The organism is Pseudokineococcus sp. 5B2Z-1, from assembly GCF_037482305.1.
Lineage (GTDB): Bacteria > Actinomycetota > Actinomycetes > Actinomycetales > Quadrisphaeraceae > Pseudokineococcus.
The window spans coordinates 128,986-151,147 of sequence record NZ_JBBHZG010000003.1 but is presented as its reverse complement, the minus strand read 5'-3'; the positions used below and the strand labels follow the sequence as shown (position 1 = coordinate 151,147).

Here is a 22,162-nt window from a genome sequence, read left to right as displayed (position 1 = left end):
TGGTGGACGCCCGGTGGCGGCACCGTGGGCCCGTGGGCGGACGGCGCTCATCGGCTGAGCGGACGGACCCGCCCGCCCTTCGGTCCGTCCGAGCCTCGGTGGCGCCGGGGTCTGCGAGACGTTGTCTACGGGGCGAGCGGGTCCGCCGCTGCTCCACCACGTGCACGGGTGGCCGCGGTGGCCGACGACGACGGTACTCGGGGCAGGGCCCGTGTCAACCGCCTCCCGCGAGGTCGAGGACCCCCTCTGACCTGCGGTGATGCCCCGTCGTCGCAGGTCAGGGCGCAGCGCGTCCGGCGGACCCCGAGGCCGTCGGGAGGCCGGGCCGGGCGCCCGCTCGGACCCCGCGTCGCAGCCGCCCCGCGGCGGCGCCGAGGCCCCGCCGCGCCCTCCCCCGCTCGGGGCGGCCGTCACCCGGGCAGGTGCTGCCGCGTCACGATCGCATCACGGTGGTCGTGGGACGGCGCCGTCGCGGATATGTTCGGGCCCGCGACTTATCCACGGGCCGACGACGACCCGGGTCCACGATGCGAAGGAGCATCCATGCGCGTGCGCAGCACCGCCCTCGCGGCCGCCTCCGCGGCCGCCGTCCTCGCCCTCGCCGGCTGCGGCAGCGACAGCGGCTCCGGCTCCGGCGGCTCCGGGGGCAGCACCGACGGCGGCGGGGGGTCCGACGGCCCCCAGGTCGGCGTCATCCTCCCCGACACGGAGTCCTCGGCCCGCTGGGAGTCCTTCGACGCCCCGCTGCTCCAGCAGGCGTTCGACGACGCCGGCGTCACGGCCGTCATCCAGAACGCCCAGGGCGACGCCTCGGCGATGCAGACCATCGCCGACCAGATGATCACCCAGGGCGTCCAGGTCCTCGCCATCGTCAACCTCGACTCCGACTCCGGTGCGGCGATCGAGGCCAAGGCGCAGCAGGCCGGCGTCCAGACGATCGACTACGACCGCCTCACGCTCGGCGGGTCCGCCGACTACTACGTCTCCTTCGACAACACGAAGGTCGGCGAGCTGCAGGGCGAGGGCCTGGCCCAGTGCCTCGGCGACACGCCGACGGACATCGCCTACCTCAACGGCTCGCCCACCGACAACAACGCGACGCTGTTCTCGCAGGGCGCCCACAGCGTCCTCGACCCGATGACGCAGTACACCGTCGTGGCCGAGCAGGCCGTGCCGGACTGGGACAACCAGCAGGCGGCGACCATCTTCGAGCAGATGCTCACGCAGAACCCGTCCATCGGGGGCGTCCTGGCCGCCAACGACGGCCTCGGCAACGCCGCGATCTCCATCCTCGCGAAGAACGGCCTCAACGGGCAGGTCCCGGTGACGGGGCAGGACGCCACGGTCCAGGGCCTGCAGAACATCCTCGCCGGCGACCAGTGCATGACGGTCTACAAGGCCGTCACGCAGGAGGCGCAGGGCCTGGCCGACACGGCCATCGCCCTCATCAACGGCGAGGAGCCGGAGACCACCGGCACCGTGACCGACGAGACGGGCGGTCGCGAGGTCGCGTCCATCCTCCTCGAGCCGCAGGCCATCTTCCGCGACAACGTCAAGGACGTCGTCGACGACGGCTTCGTCACCGCCGAGGAGCTCTGCACGGAGAAGTTCGCCGACGCCTGCAGCGAGCTCGGCATCTCCTGAGGAGCAGCACCTCCTGACGCCCCCGCGTCCCCGGCTCCACCGGGCGGGCGGACCGGTCACCGGCCCGCCCGCCCCGCGGCTCGCCCGCTCCCCCGGTCACCACCGGGCGCCCCCGCGCCCGGTGGTGACCGCAGCGCGCCCGTCCCGGCTCGGCGCGCGGCCCCACGAGCACCCCGGCCGCCGGTCCCCCGGCGCCTCGACGAGGAGGACCCCCTTGGGCCCCACGAGCACCCCGGCCGCGACCGCGGCCCCTTCCGGCCCCGACGGCGCGGCGACGCCGCTGCTGTCCCTGCGCGGCATCGACAAGAGCTTCGGCGCGGTGCAGGTGCTGCACGGCGTCGACCTGGACGTGCGCGCGGGCGAGGTCACCGCGCTCGTCGGCGACAACGGCGCCGGCAAGTCGACGCTCGTCAAGTGCGTCGCCGGTATCTACACGACCGACGGCGGGCAGTACCTCTTCGACGGCCGGCCGGTCACGGTGAACGGGCCCAAGGACACCGCCGACCTCGGCGTCGAGGTCGTCTACCAGGACCTCGCGCTGTGCGACAACCTCGACATCGTCCAGAACATGTTCCTCGGCCGCGAGAAGAAGAAGGCCGGCGTCCTCGACGAGACGACCATGGAGGAGCTGGCGCGCCAGACCCTCGCCAGCCTCTCGGTGCGGACCGTCCGCTCCGTCCGCCAGCTCGTCGCCAGCCTCTCGGGCGGGCAGCGGCAGACGGTGGCCATCGCCAAGGCCGTGCTGTGGAACTCCAAGGTCGTCCTGCTCGACGAGCCCACGGCCGCCCTCGGCGTGGCCCAGACCCGCCAGGTGCTCGACCTCGTGCGCCGGCTCGCCGACAACGGCCTCGGCGTCGTCCTCATCAGCCACAACCTCAGCGACGTCTTCGAGGTCGCCGACTCCATCACCGCTCTGTACCTGGGCCGCTCCGCCGCGACCGTCCGCACGCGCGACGTCACGAGCAGCCAGGTCGTCGAGCTCATCACGACGGGCCGCTCCGGCGAGCTCGGCCTGACCGCCGCCGCGCAGGACTGAGGAGCGCACCCGTGAGCACCCCCACCGGCACCACCCCCGCCGGCGCGCCCCAGGGCTCGCCCGACGACGAGCGCGCGCGCATCGTCGAGCTGGCCCGCGCCACCGGGTCGGGCGGCAGCCCCATGTCCGAGGCCGCGGCCGCCCCCACCTTCCGCGAGGGCGTCACCGCCTACGTCCAGCGCCTCAAGGGCGGCGACATCGGCTCCCTGCCCGCGCTCCTGGGGCTCGCCGTCCTCTTCGTCCTCTTCTCGGCGCTGCGGCCCGACACCTTCCTCACGGCCGGCAACCTCGCCAACCTCCTCGTGCAGGCCTCCTCGATCATCGTCCTGGCGATGGGCCTGACCTTCGTCCTCCTCCTCGGCGACATCGACCTGTCCGCCGGCGTCGCGGGCGGCACCGCGGCCGCGGTCATGGCCCTCGCCCTCGGTGACGCCGGGCTCCCCTGGTTCCTCGGCATCCCCGCGGGCCTGCTGGCCGGCCTCGTCATCGGCACGCTCATCGGGCTCTTCGTCGCCAAGGTCGGCATCCCGAGCTTCGTCGTGACGCTGGCCTTCTTCCTGGCCCTGCAGGGCGTCACGCTCCAGCTCATCGGCCAGGGCGGCACCATCGCCGTCCGCAACAGCGTCGTGGTCGCCATCGCCAACGGCAACGTGCCCATCGCCCTGGGCTGGGTCCTCGCCGTCCTCGCGGCGGGCGGGTACGCCGCGCTCAGCCTCGCCCGCTGGTCGACCCTGCGCCGCCGCGGGCTCACCCGCGACAACCTCGCCTTCGTCGTGCTCCGCGTCGTCGCGGTGGCCGTGGCCGTCCTCGCCGTCACGGCGGTCTTGTCCCAGAACCGGGCGCGCGTGCCGAGCATCACCCTCGCCGGGATGCCGTGGTCGGTGCCGCTCATCGCCGTCCTGCTCGTCGTGCTGACCTTCGTCCTCGGCCGCACCTCCTACGGCCGGCACGTGTACGCGGTCGGCGGCAGCGCCGAGGCGGCCCGGCGTGCGGGCATCAACGTCCAGATGATCCGCGTCTCCGTGTTCATGATCGGCTCCACGCTGGCGGCCCTCTCCGGGATCATCGAGGCCTCCCGCCTCAACTCCGTCGCCCCCGGCTCCGGCGGCGGCAACACGCTGCTCCTCGGCGTCGGCGCCGCCGTCATCGGCGGCACGAGCCTCTTCGGCGGCCGGGGCAAGGTCGTCAACGCCGTCATCGGCGGCCTCGTCATCGCGACGATCGCCAACGGCCTGGGGCTGCTGGGCCAGCGCGCCTTCGTCAACTTCCTCGTCACCGGCGCCGTGCTCCTGCTGGCCGCCGCCGTCGACGCCGTCTCCCGGCGCCGGCGCAGCTCGTCCGGCCGGTAGCGGTGGCCCACCCGTCCCGGGGGACGCTGCGCGCGCCCGCCGGGGCGGGGGCGGCCCCCCGCGTGGCGCCCTCCCGTCCGGTGGGCCGCAGCCAGGACGACGTGCGCCGCCACAACCTCTCGGTGCTGCTGTCGGCCGTCCACCGCGACGGCCCGCTGACCCGGGCGCAGCTGACCGGGGCCCTCGGGCTGTCGCGCTCGACGGTGGGCGACCTCGTGGGCGGCCTCGCCGACGCGGGGCTCGTCCAGGAGGAGCGGCCCCGTGCCGCCGCCGGGCGCGGGGTCGGGCGGCCCTCGCTCGTCGTGGTGCCGCGCGAGCGGTCGGCGACGGTCCTGGCGCTCTACCTCGACGTCCACTGGCTGCGGGCGGCGGTCGTCGGCCTGGGCGGCGCCGTGCTGGAGCGCGGGACCGTCCAGGTGCCCTTCGAGGCCCCGCCGGACCGCGTGGCCGCCCTGGCGGGCGACCTGGCCGCGCGGCTCGTGCCGGACGCCGCCGACCGGGAGCGCCTCGTCGGCGCCGGCGTCGCGGTGCCGGGGACCGTGCGGGCGGGCGCCGGCGTCGTCGGCCTCGCGCCCAACCTCGGCTGGGTGGAGCAGCCCGTCGGCGAGCAGGTGGCGGGCGAGCTCGAGGCCCGCCTGGGCCGGCGCCTGGCCGTCGCCGTCGGCAACGACGCCGACCTCGGCGTCCTGGCCGAGTGCCGGCGCGGGGCGGCGCGCGACACCGCCGACGTCGTCTACCTCTGCGGGACCTGGGGGCTCGGCGGGGGCGTCGTGTCCGGCGGGCACCGCCTCACCGGCAGCCGCGGCTTCGCCGGGGAGGTGGGCCACATCGGCGTCGACCCCGAGGGCCGCCCGTGCCACTGCGGCAGCCGCGGGTGCTGGGAGGCGGAGACGTCGGCCGCGGCCTGGGCCGCCCCGCTCGACGTCGACCCCGAGGCGCCGGACGTCGCCGAGCGCCTGCTCGAGCGCCTCGGCCGCGGCGGGGTGGCGGCGCGGCGCACGCGCGAGCGCGTGTCGCGCTCCTTCGCGCGCGGGCTCGCGAGCGTCGTCAACGTCCTCGACCCGCACGTCGTCCTCGTCGGCGCGGGGCTGTGGCGCGACCTGTGGCCGGTCGTCGAGGACGACGTCCTTCCGTGGGTCGAGCGGCTCGTGCTGCCGGCGCTGCGCGGCCACGTCGACGTCCGGCTCGCCGGGCTCGGCGCGGACTCCACGCTCGTCGGCGCCGCCGAGCTCGCGCTGGCCCCGCTGCTCGACGACCCGCTCGCGCTGGCGCCCGCCTGAGCCGGTGCCCGCGCGCGCCGATGACGCCCTGCCGCCCTGCGGGGCTCTCAGGCCGCGAGGTCGCCGGTGTCGTGCAGCACCCGGCCGGCGCGCAGGAGCCGCAGGCAGCGCGGGGCCGCCGCGCCCTCCGACAGGTCGGGGAGGCCGGGCACGCCGGAGCGCGGGTCGGTGCTCCAGCTCGACACCCTCGCGTCGGCGGCCTGGACGACGAGGTCGCCGACCTCCCAGACCGCCAGCGTCGCCGCGCCGCCCGGTACGAGGACGCCCTCGCCGTCGCGCCGCGCCGCGCGCCAGCCGCCGCGGGTGTGGGCCAGGAACGCCGCCCGGGCGGAGAGCCCGCGGGCGCGGCCGGCGGGTCCGGGGGTCGCGGCGGCCGCCGCCCGGACGGCGCCCCACGGGTCGAAGGGCGTCACCGGGGCGTCGGAGCCCAGGGCGAGGGGCACCCCGGCGGCGGCGAGGTCGGCGAAGGGGTTGAGCGCCGCGGCCCGCTCGCTCCCGAGGCGACGCGCGTAGAGCCCGTCCGGGCCGCCCCAGCGGGCGTCGAAGGCGGGCTGCACGCTCGCGACGACGCCGAGGCGCGCCAGCTCGGCGACCGCCCGCGCGTCGGGCGCCTCGAGGTGCTCGACCCGGTGGCGGGCGGAGGCCAGCGCCGCCGTCCCGACTCGCGCCTCGGCGGCCAGGAGGCCCTCGACGAGGGCGTCGGCGGCGGCGTCGCCGATGACGTGGAAGCCGCCCTGGACCCCGGCGCGCGTGCACGCGACGAGGTGGTCGGCGACGTCGGCCGCGCTGAGGTGGGGCACGCCCGCGTGGTCGGCCGGCAGCCCGGTGCCCGCGAGGTCGGCGTAGGGCGCGCGCAGCCACGCGGTCCGCGAGCCGTAGGAGCCGTCCACGCAGAGGTCCCCGGCCAGGCCGAGGACGCCGGCGCCCTCGACGTCCGCGAGCGCGGCGGCCGCCTCCGCCTCGTCGCGGGCCGGCGCGCCCCAGTAGGCGAGGACCTCGGGCACCTCGCCGGCGTCGGACAGCGCCCGCAGCGCCCGCAGGTCCTCCGGGGAGCCGACGTGCGGCGCGGAGCACTCGGTGACCGTGGCCACGCCCGCCGCGGCGGCGGCGGCGAGCCCACGGCGCTGCGCCCGCTCGCGCTCGGCGGGGGCGAGCCGGCGGCTCGCGTCGCGGGCGACGTCGTGGGCGCGCAGGCGCACGAGCGCGCCGTCGCCCGCGCCCTCCAGGCCCGCGAGCCCGGCGCGGTCGGCGAGGGCGCTCGAGACGAGCGCGGAGTGGACGTCGACGCGGGACAGGAGCACCTCGGCGCCCCCGGCCGCCCGGTCCAGCTCCTCGCGCGAGGGCAGCCGCGCCCCCGGCGCCCCTCCCCCGGCGCCCCCGCCGGCCCAGGCGTCGTCGTCCCACCCGTGGCCGAGCAGGGGCCGCCCGGGGTCGGCGGCGGCCGCGGCGGCCACGCGGTCGAGCAGCTCGTCGGCGCTCGCGACGCCCGTGAGGTCCAGGCCCGCCGCGGCGAGGCCCGCCTCGGTGACGTGGGCGTGGGCGTCGACGAAGCCGGCCGTGACGAGGGCCCCGGGCGCCTCGACGACGACGTCGGCGCGGCCGCGCTGCGCCTGCGCGGCCTCGTGCGAGCCCACCCAGGAGACCCGGTCGCCCTCGACGAGCAGGGCCGTCGCGAAGGGGTCCGCCGGGGAGTACACCGACGCGGCGAGGTACAGCACGCTGCGGGGCCGCTCGTCGGCACGGGCCGGCGGCGGGCCGGCCGGGCCGGGGCCGCTGGGGCGGTCGGGGCGGGCGGGTCCGGCGGGGCTCGTGCTCACGGGCACGAGTGTGCCCGGCGCGCGGCGGGGGCCGTCGCCCGCCCGCTCTAGGCTCGCCGCATGGACGCCCGCACGACCGCTCCCGGCCCCTCCGGCCCCCTGCTGCTGCTCGACGCGGCGTCGATGTACTTCCGCGCCTACCACGGCATCCCCGACTCGGTGGCGGCCCCCGACGGCACGCCCGTCAACGCGCTGCGCGGCTTCCTCGACATGACCGCCCGGCTCGTCGCCGACCGCCGGCCCGGCGGCCTCGTGGCGTGCTGGGACGACGACTGGCGGCCGCAGTGGCGCGTCGACGCCGTGCCCTCCTACAAGGCGCACCGGGTGGCGGCGGACGGCGGGGAGGACGCCCCGCGGACGCTGGGCCCGCAGGTGCCCGTCATCGCCGAGGCCCTCGCCGCCGTCGGCGTCCCGCGGGTCGGGGCGCCGGGCTGCGAGGCGGACGACGTCATCGGCACCCTCGCGACGCGGGCGGTCGCCGCGGGCCGGGCGGTGGAGGTGGTCACGGGCGACCGCGACCTCTTCCAGCTCGCCGGCCGGGCCGGGGCGCCGTCCGACGGGGCCGGGGACGGGGACGTCCTCGTCCTCTACACCTCCCGGGGCATCCGCGACCTCGAGCTCGTCGACGGCCCGCGCCTGCGGGAGCGCTACGGCGTCGCCGACGGCGACCGCTACGCCGACCTGGCCGTGCTCCGCGGCGACGCCAGCGACGGTCTGCCGGGCGTCCCGGGCGTCGGGGAGAAGACGGCGGCGACGCTGCTGGAGCGCTTCGGCGACCTCGACGGCGTCCGGGCGGCCGTCCGCGACCGCGACCCCTCCCTGCGCCCGGCGCAGCTGGCGCGCCTGGCCGAGGCCGCCGACTACCTCGACGCCGCGCCCGCCGTCGTGCGGGTGCTGCGCGACGCCGACCTGCCCGAGCACGACGACGCCCTGCCCGCCGAGGTGGCCGACCCGGCGGCGGTCACCGCGCTCGCCCGGCGCTACGGCGTCGCCTCGAGCCTGCGCCGCCTGCTCGTGGCCCTCGGCCTGCCCACCGACGCCGTGCGCGACGAGGTCGTCGGGCGCCGCTGAGGGGCGCTCGGCGGGCGCCCTCCCCCGGGCCGGCGCCCCGTCCCGGGCCCTCGAGGGCTCAGGCCACGACGGAGTAGGCGACGACCCCGCGGCGGACCCGGTCGACGGCGTCCAGCGCCGCGCGGCGCAGGTCGCCGTCGTCCCCGGCGGCGCCCGCCACCTGGTCGAGCAGGTCGACCGTCTGCTTGCACCAGCGGACGAAGTCGCCGGCGCCCAGCTCCATGCCGGCGGCCTCCTCGAGGACGGCCGACAGCGTCGCGCCCTGCGCCCAGCGGTGCATCGGCAGCGCGAGGCCGATGTCGGGCGCCGACGTCGGCGCGAGGCCGTGGGCGCGCTCGCGGTCCTCGAGGTCGGACCACAGGCCGACGACCTGCGCCAGCGCGCGGCCGACGGCGCCGGGGGGCGTGCGGGGGCCGGTGCCCACCTCCTCGCGGCGCGCCTCGAAGACGAGCGCGGAGGCGACGGCCGCGAGCCCGGCGCCGTCGAGGCCCGCGAGGACGCCCTCGCGCAGGCACTGCGCGACGAGGAGGTCCTTCTCGGCGTACACCCGCTTGAGGCGGCGCCCGGCGTCGGTGACCTGCACCTCGTCGGCCGCGCCGCCCGGGAGCCGGTCGGCGGCCCGGGTGCCGTCGGGCTGGGTCTCCTCCTCCTCGCGCGGCACCGGCTGCAGGTAGCCGAGCTCGAGGAGCAGGTCGCAGACCTTGTCGAAGGTGCGGGCGATGCCGCTGGTGCGGCCCTCGATGCGCCGCACGAGCCCGTCGGTCTCGCCGCGCAGGCGCGACCAGCGCTCGGCCCACCGGGCGTGCTGCTCGCGGTCGGGGCAGCCGTGGCAGGGGTGCTGGCGCAGCCGGCGCCGCAGCCCGTCGAGCGTCTCCTGGACGGCCTCGTCGCGGCCCCGGCCCCCGCCCGACCGGCCGCCCGACCGGCCGCCGCCGCGGACCTCCTCGCGCGGGGCGCGCCGGGCGTCGGCGAGCGCCGAGCGCATCGACCCGGCGAGGTCGCGCCGGGCCCCGGCGTCGCGGGCGTTGAAGTCGTGGCGCACGCGCACCCGGGCGAGCACCTCCACGGCGCCCGGCACCTCGTGCAGGGACAGGCGGCGCACCTCGCGCTCCTCGGTGAGGACCGTGGGGCGCGGCCCCTCGAGGCCGCCGGCGGTGCCGGGGTCGAGCACGACCGCCGTCCCGGCGCGGCGGCCGGCGGGCACGCGCACGACGTCGCCGACGCTGAGCCCCTCGAGGGAGTCGAGGACCTCGGCGCGGCGGCGGCGGGACGCCTCCCGGCTGCCCTCCTTCTCGAGCTCGCCGACGCGGCGGCGCAGCGCGGCGTACTCGGCGAAGTTGCCGAGGTGGCACTGCATCGCCTCGGCGTAGCCGTCGAGCGCCTCCTCCTGGCTGCGGGCGCGCCGGGCCAGGCCGACGACGGCGCGGTCGGCCTGGAACTGGGCGAAGGACGTCTCGAGCACCTCGCGGGCCCGCGCCCGGCCCACGGTGTCGACGAGGTTGACCGCCATGTTCGACGTCGGCCGGAAGCTCGAGCGCAGCGGGTACAGCCTCCGGCTGGCGAGCCCGGCCACGGCCTCCGGGTCGAGGCCCGGCTGCCAGAGGACGACCGCGTGGCCCTCGACGTCGATGCCCCGGCGGCCCGCGCGGCCGGTGAGCTGGGTGTACTCCCCGGGCGTGATGTCGGCGTGGGACTCGCCGTTGTACTTGACGAGCTTCTCGAGGACGACCGAGCGGGCCGGCATGTTGATGCCGAGCGCGAGGGTCTCCGTCGCGAAGACGGCCTTGACGAGCCCGCGGCTGAAGAGGTCCTCGACGACCTCCTTGAAGCGGGGCAGCAGGCCCGCGTGGTGGGCGGCGACGCCGCGGGTCAGGCCCTCGAGCCAGTCCCAGTACCCGAGCACGGCGAGGTCGGTGTCGGGGATGTCGGCGCACGCGGCCTCGACGACGCGGCGCACCTCCTGGCGCTCCTCGGGCGTCGTCAGCCGGAGCCCGGCCGCGAGGCACTGGCGCACGGCGGCGTCGCACCCGGCGCGGCTGAAGACGAAGGTGATGGCGGGCAGCAGGTCGGCGTCGTCGAGAGCGGCGACGACGTGCGCGCGGCTCGGGGCGCGCTGGGAGGACGGCGGCGCGGCCTGGCCGCGGGGCCGGTGCGGGGGGTACCCGCCGCGACGGCGCCGTCCCCCGCGCGGCGGGGGCGCGCCCCGGCCGCCGAGGGCGCGGGCGCTGCGCTCCTCGTCGCGGGCGAGGGCGAGCAGCTCGGGGTTGACGGCGGGGCGGACGTCCCCGGCCTCGGCGGCGTCGACCGACCCGCCGGCGACCGCCTGGTCGGCCTCGCCGACGAAGAGGTCGAGCATCCCCGCCCGCCCGGTGAGGACGTGCTGCCACAGCGGGACGGGGCGCACCTCGGAGACGACGACCTCGGTGCCGCCGCGGACGGTGTCGAGCCAGGCGCCGAACTCCTCGGCGTTGCTCACCGTCGCCGACAGCGAGGCGATGAGGACGTCCTGCGGCAGGTGGAGGATGACCTCCTCCCACACCGGGCCCCGGAAGCGGTCGGCGAGGTAGTGCACCTCGTCCATGACGACGTACCCGAGCCCGCGCAGGGCGTCGGAGCGCGCGTAGAGCATGTTGCGCAGCACCTCGGTCGTCATGACGACGACCGGGGCGTCGCCGTTGACGACGACGTCGCCCGTCAGCAGGCCGACCTTGTCGGCGCCGTGGCGCTCGACGAGCTCGGCGTGCTTCTGGTTGCTCAGCGCCTTGATCGGCGTCGTGTAGAAGGCCTTGCGGCCGGTGGCGAGGGCGAGGTGGACGGCGAACTCGCCGACGACCGTCTTGCCCGCGCCCGTCGGTGCGGCGACGAGGACGCCGCGGCCCGCCTCCAGCGCGCGGCACCCGCGGACCTGGAAGTCGTCGAGCCGGAACGGCAGCGAGTCGCGGAAACGGGCCAGCTCCGAGCCGTACCCGTCGCCGTAGGAGTCCGTCGGTCCCGCCGCGGCGCCGGCCGCGTCGGCCGCCCCCGCCCGCTCGCGGCGGGCCCGGGCGGCGGCGAAGCGCGCGGCGGGCGGCAGCTCCTCGACGTCGGCGTCCACGCCCCCCGCGCCTCCGGGGAGCGCCCCTGCGGCGGAGCCCCTGCGAGACCCGCCCGTGCGCTGTCGTCGCGACGGCATGCCGTCCAGCCTAGGCGAGGACCCGCAGCCCCCTCGGGCGCACCCGCACCGCCAGGGGCAGCGTGCCGAGCCGCTCCCCGTCGCCGTAGACGGGCAGCACGGGGTCCGGCCGAGCCCCGTCTCCCCGGTGCCCGTCTCCCCGGTGCCCGTCTCCCGCGGCCCCGTCCTCCCGGTCCTGCTCCACGACGGCCACCTCGACGCTGCGCGCCCGCCGGACGCTCACCGCCGGGTGGTCGACGTGCCCGCCGGAGAAGACCCGGGGGAAGACGCGCGCGAGCTCGAGGGCGGGCAGCGGGTCGACGACGACGAGGTCGAGGTGCCCGTCCCCCGCGTCCGCGTCGGGGGCGATGCGCATGCCGCCGCCGAAGCTCGAGGTGTTGGCCAGCGCCACGAGCAGGGCGTCGCGCGTCTCGGGCACCCCGTCGACGACGAGCCGGTACGTCGTGCGGGGCCGCACGGGCAGCTCGCGCGCCACCGCGAGGACGTAGCGGGCGCGCCCGCGGGGCCAGCGCCAGCTGTTGGCGCGCTCGTTGACGAGGGCGTCGAAGCCGGCGGAGACGACGCCGAGGACGACGCGCTCGCGGTCGCCGCCGTCCGCCGGCCGCGGCGAGCCGTTGCGCTCGGGCGAGCCCGCTCCGTCCCCGCCCTCCACCGCGAGGACGTCGACGCCGCGGGTGCGGCCCGCGCGCAGCGCCGCGACGACGCGGCGGACGGCCTGCGCCGGGTCGCGGCCGGCGAGTCCCAGACCGCGGGCGACGTCGTCGCCGGTGCCCGCGGGCACCAGCCCCAGGGGCAGGTCGTGGGCCGCCGCGACCTCGGCGCCGAGGTGGGCCATGCCGTCCCCGCCGACGACGACGACGGCGTCGGCGCCCTCGGCGGCGACGTGGGCCCGGCGCAGGGACCGCGAGGCGGAGCTGCCCGTCGCGTCGAAGACGCGGACGCCGAGGCGCGCCAGCTCGCGGCGGGCCGTCTCGGACGCCCCCCGCCCGCGACCGGCGCCGGAGACCGGGTTGGTGAGGAGGCAGACGAGCGGGTCGGTGGCGCTCACCCGGCGGCCGTCACCAGCGGCGCACCCGGGAGACCTCGCGCCGCGGTCCCCACGGCGGGAGCGCTCGCGGCCCGGAAGCTCACAGCCGGGGAGCTCACGGCCGGGCGCCTCACAGCGGGGCCGCCTCGTCGTCCGACAGGCCCGCGTAGCCCTCGCGCTCGTCCTTGCGGCGCCGACGTCGGTCGTTGAGGGCGGCCACGCCGATGGCGAGGAAGAAGAGCCCGCAGAGCGGGACGGCGAGGAAGAACATCGCGGTCGGCTCCGGGCTCGGCGTGAGCACCGCCGCCAGCACGAAGGCCAGGACGACGACCCACCGCCAGGCCGCCAGGATCGTCCGGGCGGGCAGCAGGCCCACGACGTTCAGGGCGACGAGGACGACGGGCAGGAGGAAGGACGCCCCGAAGGCGAGCAGGATCCTCATGATGAAGCCGATGTACATCGACGTGTCGATGATGTTGACGGTGCCCTCGGGCGTGAGGTCCACGAGGAAGGACACCGCGCGCGGGAGGGCGACGTAGGCGAGCGCCACGCCGCTGAGGAAGAGCGGCACGGCCGCGGAGACGAAGCCGACGGTGTAGCGCTTCTCGCGGCGCGTGAGGCCCGGCGTGACGAAGGCCCACAGCTGCCACAGCCAGACGGGGCTCGACAGGAGCAGGCCCGTGAAGATCGACACCTTGACCTTGAGGTCGAAGGCGCCCGTCACGCTGCCGATGTTCGTGGTGATGTCGTCCTCGCGGCCGGCCTCCCGGGCGGCCTCCGTCAGCGGGACCGTCAGCAGGCCGAAGACGAGGTCGAAGAGGAACCACCCGGCGACGGCGCCGAGGAGCACCGCGACGGCCGACCAGACCAGCCGGTTCCGCAGCTCGCGCAGGTGCGACCCGAGGGGCATGCGCCCCTCGGGGTCCTTCCGGCGGCGGCTCGGCGTCCGCAGCGCCACGGGTCAGGAGGCGCGGTGCTGCTCGTCGCGCTGCTCGCGACGGGCCTCGTCCACGGCGCGCCCCTCGAGGGGCTGCGCGGCGGGTCGCTGCTCCGGCTCGGCGGCGGCGGGCTTGGCCTCGTCGTCGTCGCGCAGGCTCTTGACCTCGGTCTTGAGGATGCGCAGGGACTTGCCCACGCTGCGCGTGACGTCGGGGAGCCGCTTGGCGCCGAAGAGGATGACGATGATCCCGACGAGGATCAGGACCTGCCAGAGCGAGATGTCCCGGAGCATGGCGGAACCCTTCAGTCGGTGGTGCGGGCGGCGCGCGTCGTCGTCCGGCCCAGCGTACGACTCCCCCGCCCGGCCCGTCGGCGACGGGCGCGTGTCCGCTGGGCCAACCGCTGGGTGCGCTCCCGGCGCAGGGCGACCGGGTCGTCGAAGGCCGTGGTGACGACCGGCTCGCGGGGCTTCTCCGCCTGCAGGCGGCTCACCTGCTCGGACAGCTCGGCGGCGACCTGGCTCGCGCGCTCGACCTCGGCGAGGCCGGCGAGCCCCTTGCGCCACAGGCCGAGCCCCAGGCGCAGGAGCACCACGGCGGCGCCCACGACGAGCACCAGCCACAGGAGCACCCACATCCACCAGGTCACGGGGCGACCCTAGCCGCGGTGCCGGACGGGCCCGGCCCGCCGGCGCCGTCGGCCCGCCGCTCGTCCTCGCCGTCCGGCCGCCCGTCCCCGTCGTCCGCCGCCGCGGCGAGGGCCGCCCGGGCGGCCGCGGCCACCTGCTCCGCCAGCGCGGGCGGCGACACGACGCGGGCCGCACCGCCGAGCCGCAGCACGAGGCGGCGCAGCCAGCCGTCGTCGGCCACCCGCAGCCGCACCCGGAGGCCCCCGGGGGCGTCGGGTCGCTCCGCGACGTCCTCGACGGGCACCGACTCGGCGACCCACCGGGCGCCGTCGTCGAGGTCGAGGACGACGAGGGGCACCTCGTCGCCGGGGGCGAAGAGGCTGCTGCCGAGGTCGCGGGCCACGGCGTCCGCCGGCGGCGTGCCGTCCGCGTCGAGCTCCTCGGCGGCGAGGACCCGGTCGAGCCGGAACCGCCGCACGCCCTGCGCCCGGTGGCACCACGCCTGCAGGTACCAGCGGCCGTCGAGGGACTCGAGCTCCATCGGGTCGACGTCCCGCTCGGTCGTCTCGTCACGGGTGGCCACGAGGTAGCGCAGGTGCAGGCGCCGACCGCGCGAGAGGGCCCCGCGGACGACGGCGAGGACACCCGGGTCGGCGCCGGCGGCCAGGTCGAGCTGGACGGAGCCGGCCGCGGCCGCGGCGTCCCCGGCGGCGGCCGAGAGCTTGGCGAGCGCGCCCTCGAGGGCGGCGCTGTCCTCGACCCCCTGGAGGTCCGCCAGCGTGCGGAGCCCGACGAGGAGGGCCAGCGCCTCGTCCTGCCCCAGGCGCAGCGGGCGGGCGATGGCGTCGGCGTTGCCGAGGTAGACGTGCCCCGACTCCCACTCCGCCTCGATGAGGTCGTCGGGCATGTGGCCCGGCGTCCCGCACACGAAGAGGAGCTCGAGGTCGGCGACGAGCTGGTCGGTGGAGATGGCGAAGTGCCGGGCGGCGTCCTCGAGGGCGACGCCCTGGCGCTCGAGGAGCCACGGCACCATGGCCAGGAGCCGGGAGAGCCGGTCGCCGGCCCCCGCGCCGGGGGCGACGGCGCCGGGACCGGCCGCGCGCCCGCCACCGGTCCCGCCGGTCCGGGCGGGGCTCATCGGGCGCCCCCGCCCGCCGCGGCGGCCGGTGCGCCGCTGCGACCGCCCTCGTGCCCCGTCTCCGTCTGCTGCCCCGACTGATGCTCCGGCTGCTGCCCGGGCTCGTGGGCGGCGAGGGCTCCGCGCCAGAGCGCCAGGACGGCGTCCCGCAGGTCGGGCGGGTCGAGGACCCGCGCCTCGGCGCCGAGGGGCGCCACCTCCTGGGCCAGCTCGTCGACGTCGGCGAAGGGCACCTCGACCTCGTGGGCGTCGGCGGGCGCGCCGGCCCGCAGGCGCAGGCCGGCACCGGCCGACCCGGTGAGCCGGACGCGCGCCGTCCGCTCGGCGGGCGCGCCGTCGCGCCCCCGGACGAGGGCGCGGGCGTCGAGGTCCTCGGGCACCGGCACGCTCGCCGTCCCGCCGGTGCGGGTGATGCCCGGGGACACCCGGTCGAGGCGGAAGACGCGGGGCGCCTCCCGGTCGAGGTCGTGGCCCACGAGGTACCAGCGCCCGTAGCAGGAGGTGATGACCCACGGCTCGACGCGGCGGCGCGCCGTCTCGCCCGTCCGCCCGGTCCGGTAGCGGAAGGTGACGGGGGCCCGGTCGCGGGTGGCGGCGTACAGGGGGCCGAAGGCCGGCTCGCTGGTGCGCACCCGCGGCTCGACGCCCACGAGGGAGGACTCGTCGGGCTCGACGCCCAGCGCGCGCAGCTTGACGAGGGCGCGCGAGGCCGGGCCCGCGAGGCTCGCCTGCTGCCACACGCGGGAGGCGAGACCCAGGACGGCGAGCTCGGCGGGCGTCACGTCGACGGCGGGCAGCTCCCAGGCGTCGCGGTCCACCCGGTAGCCGGCCTCGTCGTCGAACCACGCGGCGTCGGTGCCCGTGACGAGGGGGACGCCGAGGTCGCGGAGCTCCTCCTTGTCGCGCTCGAACATGCGGTCGAAGGCCTCGTCGCTCGTCGCCTCGCTGTACTGCGGCACGGCCTGGCGGATCTGCTCCTTGCGGAGCCAGCGACGGGTCGACAGCAGCGCGATCACGAGGTTGAGCAGGCGCTCGGTGCGCTGGGCGGGAGCCACGCGGCGACGCTACCCGAGGGGTCACGGCCCGCCCCGGAGGTCGTCACAGACCGCCACGGGGGCCGTCACGGCGCCCGGGAGGTCGCGGGCAGCGTGCGGGGGTCGTCGAGGGCGCCCCACAGGTCGCCGCCGTGGCCGGCGCGCCGTGGTCAGGGCACGCCGTGGTCGGGGTGCCGTGGTCAGGGCACGCCGTGGTCGGGGCGCCGCTCCGGCGGGGCGGACCCGTAGCGTCGACGGTGTGGAGGACGAGGGACGCGCACCGGGAGCGGGATGGGACGGCGCGGCAGGACGGGACGCCGCGGAGAGCCCGGTCGGTGCGCCGCCGGATGCTGGGGCTGCGGTGCCGGACGGGAGCCCGGCTGCGGCGCCGGACGGGACCTCGGCCGGGGAGCATGGCGGGCCGGACGGCCTCGGGGCGGGTCGTCGTGGGGCCGTGCACTGGCGCCGCGGGCACGTGCGCGACGTCGTGCGGGAGTGGCCGGGCGTCCGCGACGTCCGGGTCCGTCTCGACGCACCCCTCCCCCGGGTCGGCGGTGCGCCGGAGGTGGAGGGCGACGAGCCGGGCTCCCCCGGCGCGGACGGCGCCGGGACGACCGCTGCCGACGCGGCGTCCGGCCCGGACGTCGCCGACGCCGCCGGTGCTGAGGGCCCGGTCGTCCGGGCGACCGCGCTCGTCGACCTCGTCGGCACCCCGGAGGTGGGCGACGCGGTGCTCCTGTCGGTGTCGGCCCTGGCGCGCGGCCTCGGGACGGGGGGCTCGGCGAGCGTGGTCGCGGTGCCGGACCGGCTCCCGGCGGACCCGCCGCCGGCGCCGGGACACCTCGTGAAGGCGAGGTACACGCCGCTGCAGGCGATGGTCCTCGGCGTCGACGAGCAGGAGTCCCCCGCCCACGCCGCGCTCGTGGACGCCGACGACCTGGGCGGCCTGCCCGTCGTCGTCGCCGACCTCCACTCGGCGCTGCCCGCCGTCCTCGCCGGCTGGCGCGCGGAGCGGGCGGCGCTCGGGATGACGACGGACCGCTGCGTCTACGTCATGACGGACGGGGGCGCTCTGCCGGCGGCGCTCTCGCGGGCCGCGGCCGGGCTGAGGGCGGCGGGCTGGCTGGACGCCGTGGTGACGACCGGGCAGGCGTTCGGGGGCGACGCCGAGGCGGTGACGCTGCACACGGGGCTCCTCGCGGCGAAGCACGTGCTCGGTGCCGACCTCGTCGTCGTCGCGCAGGGTCCGGGCAACCTCGGCACCGGCACGCGTTGGGGCTTCTCGGGCGTCGCGTGCGGCGAGGCGGTCAACGCCGTCTCCGTGCTGGGCGGGCGCCCGGTCGCCTCGCTGCGGGTCTCGGGCGCCGACGCCCGGGAGCGCCACCGCGGCGTGTCGCACCACTCGCTCACCGCCTACGGGCGGGTCGCCCTCGCGCGGGCGGAGGTGGTGGTCCCCCGCCTCGCAGGGGACCTCGGCACGCGCGTGCGGGAGCAGGCGGCGGCGCTCGCCGGTCGGCACGAGCTCGTCGAGGTGGACGTCGCCGACCTCGACGAGGCCCTGGCGACCAGCCCCGTCCGTCTGTCGACCATGGGCCGCGGCGTCGACGAGGACGACGCCCCCTTCCTCGCCGCCGCTGCGGCCGGGCGGTGGGCGGCGACCGCGCGGTGACGTCGCTCGACGCTCCTCGCTCGCCGTCCCCGCTGCCGTGGGGCACGTGGACGGGCGTGGTCGGGCGCGTGCGCCTCACGGCCGGCGGTCAGTAGGGCGGAGGGCCGTCGTCACCCCATCCGCCTGCTCCGCCCGTGGCGCCGCTCGGGTCGTCGCCGGGACGAGCAGGCACCGGGCCGCCGCCCTCGAGCTCACGCTGCTGCCGGGCGAGCTCGGCGTGCACCCGGTCGAGGTCGTGGGCGGCGCTGTCGCGGTGGGGGTAGCGGGGTCCGCCGAGGAGGTGGTCCTCGAGGGCGGCGGCGGCCGCGTCGTCGGCCAGCGTCTGCTCCCAGGTGTCGTCGTCGGTGGTGCGGGGTGCGGGTCGGGGCAGCAGGGGCTGGGCGGGGACATCCACGACCTGGCCGAGCGGGGTGGTCCAGGTGAGGGACGGGTCGGTGGGGTCGTCTGAGGTCGGGACGGCGGTCCATCCGTGGTGGTGCTCGGCGAGGTGGTGGCGGCGGCAGAGGACGTCGAGGTTGCAGGGGCAGGTCGGTCCGCCGGTGGCGTGGGGGGTGCGGTGGTCGAGGTCGCAGCGGGTGGCGGGCGTGCGGCAGCCGGGGGCCTGGCAGCGGGGTGAGCGGGTGCGGACCCAGCGGGCGCAGGCGTCGGTGGGCGTGTAGGGGCCGGGGCCGCCGGTGGCGGCGGCGTAGGAGCAGCCGGAGCGTCGGGCGGCGCGGCGCAGCGAGGTGTGCCGTGAGGTCGCCGAGGAGCCCGTCACCGGTTCCGACGGAGGAGGTGCCGGTGGCGAGGGCGGCGGCGCGTCTTCGGCTGCGGGCGCGGTTGTCGTCCCGGCTACGGCTGCGGGCGCGGTTGTCGTCCCGGCCACGGCTGCGGGCCCGGTCGTCGTCCTGGCCACGGCTGCGGGCCCGGTCGTCGTCCTGGCCACGGCTGCGGTCTCGGTCGTCGTCCCGGCCGCCGCTGCAGCCGCGGTCTTGGCGAGGGGTGTGGGTGGCGGCGTCGCAGTGAGGTCGTCGGGCGTCTCGACGCGCACGGTGATCGCGCCCCTGCGGCCGCGGCGGGCGGGTGTGGTCTGACGGCCCGTGCGCGGTGGGTCGGGCGGCGTCCCTGTCGACGTCTCTGTCGTGGTGGTGGTCGTGGTGGTGGGGTCGGGGGTCATCAGGTGGCCGTCGAGGCCGACGAGGTGGCCGGTGAGTGGGGCGGTCAGGGCGCGGCGGAAGCGGTGCCCGGCGGCGAGGAGCTCGGCGACGGCCACCGCCGGGAGGGGTCCGAGGGTGGGGTGCTGGGCGGGGTCGTCGTCCAGGCCGAGCAGGCTGGTCAGGGCCACGGTGACCTGCGGGCCGTGGGGGCTGCGCGCCCGGGTCGTGACCGTGCTGCTCATCGGGACCGAGCGCCCGGCTCCGGCGGCGTCCGCACCAGCCGTAGCCCCGCCGCGAGCACCCGCACGGGCACCAGCGCCGGTGACCAGGTCGGTGGTGCTGGCCGGGTCGGTGGTGGTGAGGTCGGTGGTGGTGGCGAGGTCGACGAGGGCGTCGAAGCGGCGCGCGTCGATGCCCCGCCGGTCCGGCAACCCCGCGCCGGCGTCGCTCAGGGCGAGGGGGTCCAGGCCCGCGGACGTCGCGGCGTGCGGGTCGAGGCGCCCGTGCTCCCCGGCCCGGGCCCGGGCGGTGGTGGTCAGGCGCTCGAACACGCACGCCAGGTCCAGCACCGGGCCGGTCGCCACGAGTTGGGCCATGCCGTCCTCGACGGGGAACAGGCGGACCCCGCGGGCGCAGGTCGCGCGCCGCACCCGCCGGCGCACGGCCTCGGGGTCGGTCGTCGCGACGAGGTGACGCACCCGCGCCCGCAGCGCCGGGAGGGTCAACGGGCCCAGGTCCGCGGCCAGGGCCGCGTCCACCTCCGCCGCGTGAGGGGCCGAGAGAGCGACGGTCTCGTCGGCGACCAGGCGGGAGCGCTGCGGGTCGATCCGCCCGGCCTCCAGCGCCGCCAGGGTCACCGGCAGGCGGGTCGTCACCGCGAGGGCCTCGGCGACCAGGTCCTGCGCCCGCCGCAGCGGCACCACCAGCGCGACCGCCAGCTCGGCCGCGGCGGCCTCGAACGCCACACCCGCATCCCGCCCCGACCCCGATCCCGGCCCCAGCGACCGTGCCGGGTCGGAGCCCGCACCCCGCACCGCGACACCGACCGCCCCCGCCCCGCGGTCACCGGCACCGGACCCGCCGTCGCCAGCACCGTCACCGGCGTCGGCCACCGGTGCCGCCGGCCCACCCGACGCGCCCACCTCGTCCACCAGCGCCGCGACCTGCCGCAGCAGCCCCGCCCACGCCACCGACCGCGCCGCCTCCAACGCCACGACCGCCTGCACCCGACCCAGCGCCCCCGCCCGCACCGCGGACCGCACCCGACCGGCCTCTCGCACGAGCTCGGCGACGCCGCCGTCGTGCTCCGCGGCGGCAGGGCCGCCCATGCCGTCACGAGAGCTCGCCCCACGACCGGCGGGTGGCGAGGACGCGCCGGCGTCGTCGCCGCCCCGCCCCAGGTCCTCGAACATGTGTGCGACACTAGGGCTCGGGTCCGACAACGCCTCCATGACCGGTGACGCCTGTGGACGACGCGGGCCCCTGGGGCGCCTGTGGACGCACGGACGCCCCCGGCCACGTGGGCCGAGGGCGTCCAGGTGCTGCTCAGACGGTCAGGCGCCGCCCGTCACGTGCTGCCCAGGGGGTCGGGGTCAGGACACCCCGTCGAGGTCCACCACGAAGACGAGCGTCTCGCGCGGCGCGATGACGGGAGGCGCACCGCGGTCGCCGTAGCCGAGGTGCGGCGGGATGGTGATGCGGCGGCGGCCGCCCACGCGCATGCCCTGGATGCCGGTGTCCCAGCCGGAGATGACCTGCCCGGCCCCCAGCTGGAAGGTGAGGGGCTGTCCGCGGTCCCAGGAGGCGTCGAACTGCTGGCGCGTCGACCACGAGACGCCGACGTAGTGCGCCGCCACGGTGGTGCCGGCCACGGCCTCCTGGCCGTCACCGACGACGAGGTCCTCGAGCTCCAGCTCGGTCGGGGGGTCGGTGCTGGGGATGTCGACGACGGGCTTGTCGGCCATGGGGTGCGTCCTCCTGCTGGTCGGCGGTGGTCGGTGCGGGAGCACCGACCCTCGTGCGCGGCGGCGGGGAGCCACCGGTGGGGCCGTCCTCGCCGGGCGAGGACGGGACGGGGCACGTCAGCGCTGCGTGCTCTCCGCGGCCAGGACGTCGACGACGAAGACGAGTGTCGAGCCGGGCGGGATGCTGCCGGTCTCCTGGTCGCCGTAGGCCTGGTCCGGCGGGGCGACGATCATCACGCGGCTGCCGACGGGCACGCCCGCGAGGCCCTCGTCCCAGGCGGGGATGACGGCGCCCTGACCGAGCGTGAAGGAGAACGGCGGACGGTCCGCGCCCCGGCTCGAGTCGAACACGGTGCCGTCGCTCCACAGCACACCGGTGTAGTCGACGACGACCGTGTCCCCGTCCTCGACCGGGTCGCCCTCGCCCTCGACCAGCGTCTCGACCCGCAGGTCCGTCGGCGCGTCGCCCTCCGGCGTCGCCACGGACAGGTCGCCGTCCTCGCCCTCGGTCACCGCGGGCAGCCCCTCGGGAGCGGGCTGCTCGGCGCCCTGGGGGCCGTCGAGCACCGGGGAGGCGTCGAGGATGTCGACGAGCAGGAGCACCGAGCCGTCGCCCGCGGTCGGCGTCGGGGCGCCCGGCGCGTCAGCCCCGAAGTCCGACGGGCTGACGCCGACGAGGACGCGCGAGCCCACCGCCTGGTCGACCACACCGCTGACGAGGCCCTGGACGGTCGTCGTCGGGTCGGCCTGCAGGACGAGGCGCTGCTCGGTGCCGAACGTCGTCTGGAGCACGTCGCCGCCACCGCCGTCCACGGCGAGGACGTCGAGCGCGACCAGGTCGCCCTCCTCGACGACGCGGCCGTCGCCCTCGTCGACGACCTCGGTCGTCGTGCTGGTGATCGTCACCGGCGTGTCGACCTCGAGCTCGGGCGCGGCGTCGTCGCCGACGACCTCGACGCGCGAGAGCGCGTCCTCGTCCGGCGCGGGCGCGGCGTCGTCGCCGCACCCGGCCACGAGGAGGGCCGGGAGCGCGACGGCCAGGGCGGCCCGGGCCGTCAGGGTGCGGGGGTGTCGCAGGTGTCGCACGAGGACCTCTCGTCGTGCCGGTCGTCCCGGCGGTCGGACCGGTGGTGACCGGCAGTGGTCACGACCGTAGCGCGCAGGTCTGCGGCGGGCCTGGCCCGCCGCTGGGCGGCCCCTGGGCGGCCGGTCCCCCGCCGCTCGTCCGCCCAGCCGGGTCGCCCACGGACGCGGCCCT

17 protein-coding genes are annotated in these 22,162 nt (G+C 77.9%); 6 read left to right on the top strand and 11 right to left on the bottom strand.

The annotated features are described in order from the left end of the window. The first annotated feature begins 543 nt into the window (after nucleotides 1-543). The 4 genes from WDV85_RS09170 to WDV85_RS09155 all read left to right on the top strand — a co-directional run bounded on the left by WDV85_RS09170 (nucleotide 544) and on the right by WDV85_RS09155 (nucleotide 5,309). Complete coding sequence (locus tag WDV85_RS09170; RefSeq protein ID WP_339570315.1) at nucleotides 544-1,644, top strand: sugar ABC transporter substrate-binding protein; 1,101 nt, start codon at nucleotides 544-546, stop codon at nucleotides 1,642-1,644. Nucleotides 1,645-1,858: 214 nt separating this feature from the next. After that, nucleotides 1,859-2,680, top strand: a complete 822-nt coding sequence (locus WDV85_RS09165) for an ATP-binding cassette domain-containing protein (protein WP_339570314.1) — start codon at nucleotides 1,859-1,861, stop codon at nucleotides 2,678-2,680. A gap of 11 nt (nucleotides 2,681-2,691) precedes the next feature. Then, nucleotides 2,692-4,029, top strand: a complete 1,338-nt coding sequence (locus tag WDV85_RS09160; RefSeq protein WP_339570313.1) for a sugar ABC transporter permease — start codon at nucleotides 2,692-2,694, stop codon at nucleotides 4,027-4,029. 80 nt (nucleotides 4,030-4,109) lie between these two features. After that, the gene (locus tag WDV85_RS09155) at nucleotides 4,110-5,309 is read left to right on the top strand and encodes an ROK family transcriptional regulator (protein WP_339570312.1); all 1,200 of its coding nucleotides are present in this window, start codon (nucleotides 4,110-4,112) and stop codon (nucleotides 5,307-5,309) included. A gap of 47 nt (nucleotides 5,310-5,356) precedes the next feature. Here the strand turns inward: WDV85_RS09155 and WDV85_RS09150 are convergent, their stop codons facing one another. Next, nucleotides 5,357-7,126 (bottom strand): amidohydrolase, encoded by a 1,770-nt coding sequence (locus tag WDV85_RS09150; RefSeq protein ID WP_339570311.1) that lies wholly within the window; start codon nucleotides 7,124-7,126, stop codon nucleotides 5,357-5,359. A gap of 60 nt (nucleotides 7,127-7,186) precedes the next feature. Here WDV85_RS09150 and WDV85_RS09145 point away from each other — a divergent pair, with 60 nt between their 5' ends. Next, nucleotides 7,187-8,197, top strand: coding sequence for a 5'-3' exonuclease (locus WDV85_RS09145; RefSeq protein ID WP_339570310.1), 1,011 nt, complete (start codon nucleotides 7,187-7,189; stop codon nucleotides 8,195-8,197). Between the two features lie 58 nt (nucleotides 8,198-8,255). Here the strand turns inward: WDV85_RS09145 and WDV85_RS09140 are convergent, their stop codons facing one another. The 7 genes from WDV85_RS09140 to WDV85_RS09110 form a co-directional block, all read right to left on the bottom strand. After that, complete coding sequence (locus tag WDV85_RS09140; protein ID WP_445263269.1) at nucleotides 8,256-11,369, bottom strand: DEAD/DEAH box helicase; 3,114 nt, start codon at nucleotides 11,367-11,369, stop codon at nucleotides 8,256-8,258. 10 nt (nucleotides 11,370-11,379) lie between these two features. After that, nucleotides 11,380-12,417: a diacylglycerol/lipid kinase family protein gene (locus tag WDV85_RS09135; protein ID WP_339570308.1), complete on the bottom strand. Its 1,038-nt coding sequence runs from the start codon at nucleotides 12,415-12,417 to the stop codon at nucleotides 11,380-11,382. A 109-nt stretch (nucleotides 12,418-12,526) separates the two neighbouring features. Next, a complete protein-coding gene (gene tatC / locus WDV85_RS09130; protein WP_339570307.1) occupies nucleotides 12,527-13,306 on the bottom strand; it encodes a twin-arginine translocase subunit TatC in 780 nt (259 codons plus the stop codon). 51 nt (nucleotides 13,307-13,357) lie between these two features. Then, the gene (gene tatA, locus WDV85_RS09125; protein WP_339570306.1) at nucleotides 13,358-13,627 is read right to left on the bottom strand and encodes a Sec-independent protein translocase subunit TatA; all 270 of its coding nucleotides are present in this window, start codon (nucleotides 13,625-13,627) and stop codon (nucleotides 13,358-13,360) included. Nucleotides 13,628-13,638: 11 nt separating this feature from the next. After that, entirely contained in the window at nucleotides 13,639-13,983 is a 345-nt protein-coding gene (locus tag WDV85_RS09120) for a hypothetical protein (RefSeq protein WP_339570305.1), read from the bottom strand. Further along, a complete protein-coding gene (locus tag WDV85_RS09115; protein WP_339570304.1) occupies nucleotides 13,980-15,101 on the bottom strand; it encodes a helix-turn-helix transcriptional regulator in 1,122 nt (373 codons plus the stop codon). Before WDV85_RS09115 ends, WDV85_RS09120 begins: the two co-directional genes overlap by 4 nt. Further along, a complete protein-coding gene (locus WDV85_RS09110) occupies nucleotides 15,098-16,156 on the bottom strand; it encodes a helix-turn-helix transcriptional regulator (RefSeq protein ID WP_339570303.1) in 1,059 nt (352 codons plus the stop codon). Before WDV85_RS09110 ends, WDV85_RS09115 begins: the two co-directional genes overlap by 4 nt. Before the next feature lie 433 nt (nucleotides 16,157-16,589). On the opposite strand from WDV85_RS09110, the gene WDV85_RS09105 reads away from it, so the two are divergent. Then, nucleotides 16,590-17,804 (top strand): DUF3866 family protein, encoded by a 1,215-nt coding sequence (locus WDV85_RS09105; RefSeq protein ID WP_339570302.1) that lies wholly within the window; start codon nucleotides 16,590-16,592, stop codon nucleotides 17,802-17,804. An 88-nt stretch (nucleotides 17,805-17,892) separates the two neighbouring features. On the opposite strand, the gene WDV85_RS09100 is transcribed toward WDV85_RS09105, so the two are convergent. The 3 genes from WDV85_RS09100 to WDV85_RS09090 all read right to left on the bottom strand — a co-directional run bounded on the left by WDV85_RS09100 (nucleotide 17,893) and on the right by WDV85_RS09090 (nucleotide 21,990). After that, nucleotides 17,893-20,352 (bottom strand): HNH endonuclease signature motif containing protein, encoded by a 2,460-nt coding sequence (locus WDV85_RS09100; RefSeq protein WP_339570301.1) that lies wholly within the window; start codon nucleotides 20,350-20,352, stop codon nucleotides 17,893-17,895. Nucleotides 20,353-20,532: 180 nt separating this feature from the next. Next, on the bottom strand, nucleotides 20,533-20,904 hold the full coding sequence (locus WDV85_RS09095) for an FKBP-type peptidyl-prolyl cis-trans isomerase (RefSeq protein WP_339570300.1): 372 nt from the start codon (nucleotides 20,902-20,904) through the stop codon (nucleotides 20,533-20,535). A 117-nt stretch (nucleotides 20,905-21,021) separates the two neighbouring features. Next, a complete protein-coding gene (locus WDV85_RS09090) occupies nucleotides 21,022-21,990 on the bottom strand; it encodes an FKBP-type peptidyl-prolyl cis-trans isomerase (protein ID WP_339570299.1) in 969 nt (322 codons plus the stop codon). Nucleotides 21,991-22,162: the final 172 nt, after the last annotated feature.

Coding starts and splice junctions, on each gene's coding strand:
- WDV85_RS09170 (WP_339570315.1), top strand. CDS start 544: ATGCGCGTGCGCAGCACCGCCCTCGCGGCCGCCTCCGCGGCCGCCGTC.
- WDV85_RS09145 (WP_339570310.1), top strand. CDS start 7,187: ATGGACGCCCGCACGACCGCTCCCGGCCCCTCCGGCCCCCTGCTGCTG.
- WDV85_RS09140 (WP_445263269.1), bottom strand. CDS start 11,369: ATGCCGTCGCGACGACAGCGCACGGGCGGGTCTCGCAGGGGCTCCGCC.
- tatC (WP_339570307.1), bottom strand. CDS start 13,306: ATGCCCCTCGGGTCGCACCTGCGCGAGCTGCGGAACCGGCTGGTCTGG.
- tatA (WP_339570306.1), bottom strand. CDS start 13,627: ATGCTCCGGGACATCTCGCTCTGGCAGGTCCTGATCCTCGTCGGGATC.
- WDV85_RS09115 (WP_339570304.1), bottom strand. CDS start 15,101: ATGAGCCCCGCCCGGACCGGCGGGACCGGTGGCGGGCGCGCGGCCGGT.
- WDV85_RS09100 (WP_339570301.1), bottom strand. CDS start 20,352: ATGTTCGAGGACCTGGGGCGGGGCGGCGACGACGCCGGCGCGTCCTCG.
- WDV85_RS09095 (WP_339570300.1), bottom strand. CDS start 20,904: ATGGCCGACAAGCCCGTCGTCGACATCCCCAGCACCGACCCCCCGACC.